This window comes from Phenylobacterium sp. (assembly GCF_004799395.1).
In the GTDB taxonomy this organism is placed as follows: domain Bacteria; phylum Pseudomonadota; class Alphaproteobacteria; order Caulobacterales; family Caulobacteraceae; genus Phenylobacterium.
This window is the reverse complement of the sequence record NZ_SSMZ01000147.1, coordinates 1-3,838: the sequence shown is the minus strand read 5'-3', so window position 1 is coordinate 3,838 and position 3,838 is coordinate 1. Positions and strand designations below refer to the sequence as shown.

Annotated in this window: 4 protein-coding genes; all 4 read right to left on the bottom strand. The window is 69.9% G+C overall.

The window, feature by feature from the left end; genetic code table 11:
* Window positions 1-11: 11 nt before the first annotated feature.
* Window positions 12-1,028 (bottom strand): AraC family transcriptional regulator, encoded by a 1,017-nt coding sequence (locus E8A12_RS09750; protein WP_293368103.1) that lies wholly within the window; start codon window positions 1,026-1,028, stop codon window positions 12-14.
* 183 nt (window positions 1,029-1,211) lie between these two features.
* Complete coding sequence (locus tag E8A12_RS09745; protein ID WP_293368101.1) at window positions 1,212-2,447, bottom strand: MFS transporter; 1,236 nt, start codon at window positions 2,445-2,447, stop codon at window positions 1,212-1,214.
* Window positions 2,444-2,938: a DUF3237 domain-containing protein gene (locus E8A12_RS09740; protein ID WP_293368099.1), complete on the bottom strand. Its 495-nt coding sequence runs from the start codon at window positions 2,936-2,938 to the stop codon at window positions 2,444-2,446. The genes E8A12_RS09745 and E8A12_RS09740 overlap by 4 nt, the downstream gene beginning before the upstream one ends.
* An 83-nt stretch (window positions 2,939-3,021) precedes the next feature.
* Window positions 3,022-3,838: alkene reductase (locus E8A12_RS09735; protein ID WP_293368097.1), on the bottom strand; the 817-nt coding region annotated here is incomplete at its 5' end.

The window sequence follows — 3,838 nt, the reverse complement described above, 5'->3', positions numbered from 1 at the left end:
AGCATCCCAAGTCAGGCTGCGGCTCGCCGGGTCGACGGCGCCTCATCCCAAGACCGGCAGGGCCTAGGCGCAAGCGCCGCGTGGGACCGCGTGTCGCAGCGCATCTTGCGCCAGGCGCCGGGCGGCTCCCCCATAGCGCTGGTGAAGGCGCGGGTGAAATGCGGCTGGTCGACAAAGCCGGTGTCCAGGGCGATCTCGGCCAAAGAGACCTCGGTGTTCAGGAGCAGATTTCGGGCCTCCCGCAACCTGGCGTCCAGGAGCCAGCGGTGCGGCGCCAGGCCGGTCGACGCCTTGAATGCGCGGCTGAAGTGGGAAAGCGAGAAGTCCGCCAGTTCGGCCAGGGCCTCGAGCCGCACGCCGGCGGAGAGGTTGGCTTCCATGTAGTCGATCACCCGCTTCAATTGCCAAGGCGCCAGGCCGCCGCGGGCCAGAGGGTTGGCGGCCGACTGTCCGAGCCTGGCGAGCGCCTGGCGCAGGGCCAGGCCCAGGCTGTCGCCGTAGAGGGTGTCGGCGCCCTCCCCGACCGCGCACTCGTCCGCAAGCAGCTCGCCCAAGCGCATCACCCGCTGATCGAAGAACATCAGGCGGGGCGTCATGGCGGCGCACGGGTCCAGACCGGTCCCCCACCGGGGATCGCCGGTCATGTCGAACTGGATGGTGATCTCGCGCAGGTAGGTCGACGATTCGGACGCTGCCGTCGCCACCGTCTGCCCCGGGATCAGGCTGATGTGGGGCCCGGGACGCCGAGCCGACGACGCGCCGCCCTGCTGCGCCTTCACGACGATCGGGGCCCCCACCGCTTCCAGGACGATGAAGAGTTGCGGTTGCTCCGAACGGAGGTCGAGGTTGAGACCACCGTCGGACCTCAGGACGCGATGCGCCGCGCGGGTCGTCGTCCAGTCCCGGCGCTCGAGTGTGACGAGCCGGGAGCCCGAAGCATCGACGGCCGTCCCCGAGATCGGCCAGTCGATCGGCGCGCCTGCGGCGGACGCCGGCCGTTCGAATTGGGACTGTGCGACCAATGACATCTGACTCGGTCCTGTGCTGCGGCTGCGGCTTCAGGACGAGGGTCGTTCGCTGGCCTCCGTTACGCCAATAAATAGCCGTGAATTCGAGGGTTTTGCCGCGTCGCTAAACAGCGCTTTACATTATAAACGCCCTATAGAATCTGGCGACGGTCAACGCGTGCATGGGGCTGCACCCCTGCACGTTCAGATTGCCCGGTCGCGCCTGCGCTCCGTCGCGAGATAGGCGAGCGCCAGGAGCGGCAATCCCGCACCCAGCAGCGCGACCGCGCCCCATCCGTAGCGCGCAAAGGCCCAGCCGCTCAGGGCCGAGCCGATCGCGCCGCCCGTGAAGAAGGTCGCCATGTAGAGGCCGTTGAGGCGGCTGCGCTGTTCCGCGGCCAGGGCGTAGATCGCCCGCTGCCCGAACACCATGTTGGCCGAGACCGCCGCGTCGAGGATGATCGCGGCCAGGACGACGACTCCGATGGCGACCGAAGATCCGTCTCGCGCCAGCATCGACACGGCGAAGGCCGCCACGACCAGGAGCATGGCGGCCACTGTCCCGTGGCGGGTCAGGCCATGGTCGACGAGGCGGCTGGCAAGCGGTGGCGCCAGGGCGCCCGCCACGCCGGCCAGTGCGATCCCGGCGACGCCGCCCTGGCTCAGGCCGAACTGTCGGCCGCTGAGCCACAGGGGCGCGGCCGTCCAGAAGGCGCTGAACGCGGCGAACAGGCAGGCATGGTAAAGCGCCCGGCGCCGCAGCAGTTCGGTGCTGAAGAAAATCTCTCCCATCGAGCGGAGCAAGGTCGGGTAGGTCAGACCCGGCGCGGGAAGCCGTTTCGGCAGCACCAGGCGCAGGACCAGCGCCAGCACCGTCATGAGGATTGCCGAGATCCGGAACATGACTCGCCAGCTCCAGAGGTCTGCGACCAGGCTGGACAGGGGCCGGGCCAGCATGATGCCGAACATGATCCCGCTGACGACGGTGGCCACGGCGCGTCCGCGATCGGCCTCAGGCACCAGATAGGTGACGTAGGGAAGGAGGACCTGGACCACGGCGGCGTTCAGCCCGACGAGGAAGGCCAGGCCCAGGAAGGTGACCGGCCGGGCCGCGAAGCTGAGCGCAAGCAGGCAGACCAGCTCGAGCAGCAGCAGCGTCAGCACCAGCCGGCGGTTCTCGAGGAGATCCGCCAGCGGGACGATCAGTAGCAGGGACAGGCCATAGCCGGCTTGCGGCAGGGTGACGATCAGGCCCCGCGCCGCGGCCGGAAGCCCAAGCGCCGCGCCGATCGGGCCGGTCAGCGGCTGGGCGTAGACGAGGTTGGCGACCGTAACGCCACAGGCCACGGCCAGGAGCCAGGGCGCCCAGGCCAGCGGCGCGATCGCGGGTGGCGGGGTCGGATCCGCCGGGTCGACAGCATCTGCCAGGACCGCGGTCATCGGACTTCGAAGACGCTGTACATGACGCCATCGGCGTAGCGGTAGCCCAACCCGACCGCGAGGATGTCGTTCAGCCAGGCGTGCTCGCGCGACGCGGTCTCGAAGACCGGGACAATGCGGAAGTAGTAGGCGGCCGGGTCGACCGCTTCGCCGCGGTCGATCCGCTCCAGGGTGTCGCGGGCGCCCTGGCGCAGGCCCCGGTAGCTCATGGCGATCAGTTCGCCGCCCTTGGTCCTCAGCGCCAGGCGGACGTCCAGGGTCGTCGTCCCGTCGCCCCGGACGGTCTGCCAGTCGCCGCCGCCCTCCAGCACCTCGCCTGCCAGGCGCGCGCCGAAGAAGCTCCCGCCCGGCACCACGCCGATGCGCCGGAACAGTCCCGGCGTGGCCCCGACGACCTGCAGGGGCTTCACGTTCAGCCGCATGACGAACAGAGGCCGGGTCGCGACCTCCCGCAAGACGGCCGGGACATCGTCGGCGAAATCGCGGGTCATGGGCGGCGGCTCCAGGGGAAGGATCGGTGAGGTCCGGACGCAAGGCGGCGACGCGCGAGTGGGCCTTGCCCACTCGCGTGCGCTCACGCCGCGGCGTTCTCGGCCGGGAGGAAGAGGTAGTCGGTGTAGCCGCGATGATCGCCGCCCCAGAATGTGTCACGATCGTAGGGATTGAGCGGCAGGTTGCGGCGCAGCCGTTCCGGGAGGTCCGGGTTGGCGGCGAAAAAACGGCCGAACGCCACGAGGTCTGCATCGCCGCTGTCGACGATGGCTTCCGCGCCGGCCCGGTCGAATCCGCCGGCGGCGATGATCGTGTTCCGGAAGATCTTCCGGAGCGCCGACGCCGCGACCGGCGGACGGCCCTCGACCGGCGCCTCGGCCCCGACGATGCGCGGCTCGATGATGTGAAGATAGGCCAGGTCAAAGGGGTTCAGGACCTCGGCCACATGGCCGAACAGGGCCTCGGGGTCGCTGTCCGACATGGAGGCCCAGCTGCCGCTCGGGGCGATGCGCACGCCGACCCGGTCGCTCGGCCAGACCGAGGTGACGGCGCGGACCACCTCCACGAGGAAGCGGACGCGGTTCTCGATCGCGCCGCCATAGGCGTCGGTCCGCCGGTTCGTTCCGTCCTGCAGGAACTGGTCGATGAGATAGCCATTGCCCGCGTGGATCTCGACGCCGTCGAATCCCGCGGCCTGGGCCCGCACCGCGCCGGCCCGGAACTCCTCCACGACGCCTTCGATCTCGTGCAGGTCCAGAGCGCGGGCCGGCGACACCGGCACCCAGCCGTCCTTTGTGAACACCACCTGGTCGAAGGTCACCGCCGATGGCGCGACCGGGGTCTGGCCCTCGGTCATGTCGACGTGGCTCTGCCGGCCCACATGCCAGATCTGGAGGAAG

Coding starts and splice junctions, on each gene's coding strand:
- E8A12_RS09745 (WP_293368101.1), bottom strand. CDS start 2,447: ATGACCGCGGTCCTGGCAGATGCTGTCGACCCGGCGGATCCGACCCCG.
- E8A12_RS09750 (WP_293368103.1), bottom strand. CDS start 1,028: ATGTCATTGGTCGCACAGTCCCAATTCGAACGGCCGGCGTCCGCCGCA.
- E8A12_RS09740 (WP_293368099.1), bottom strand. CDS start 2,938: ATGACCCGCGATTTCGCCGACGATGTCCCGGCCGTCTTGCGGGAGGTC.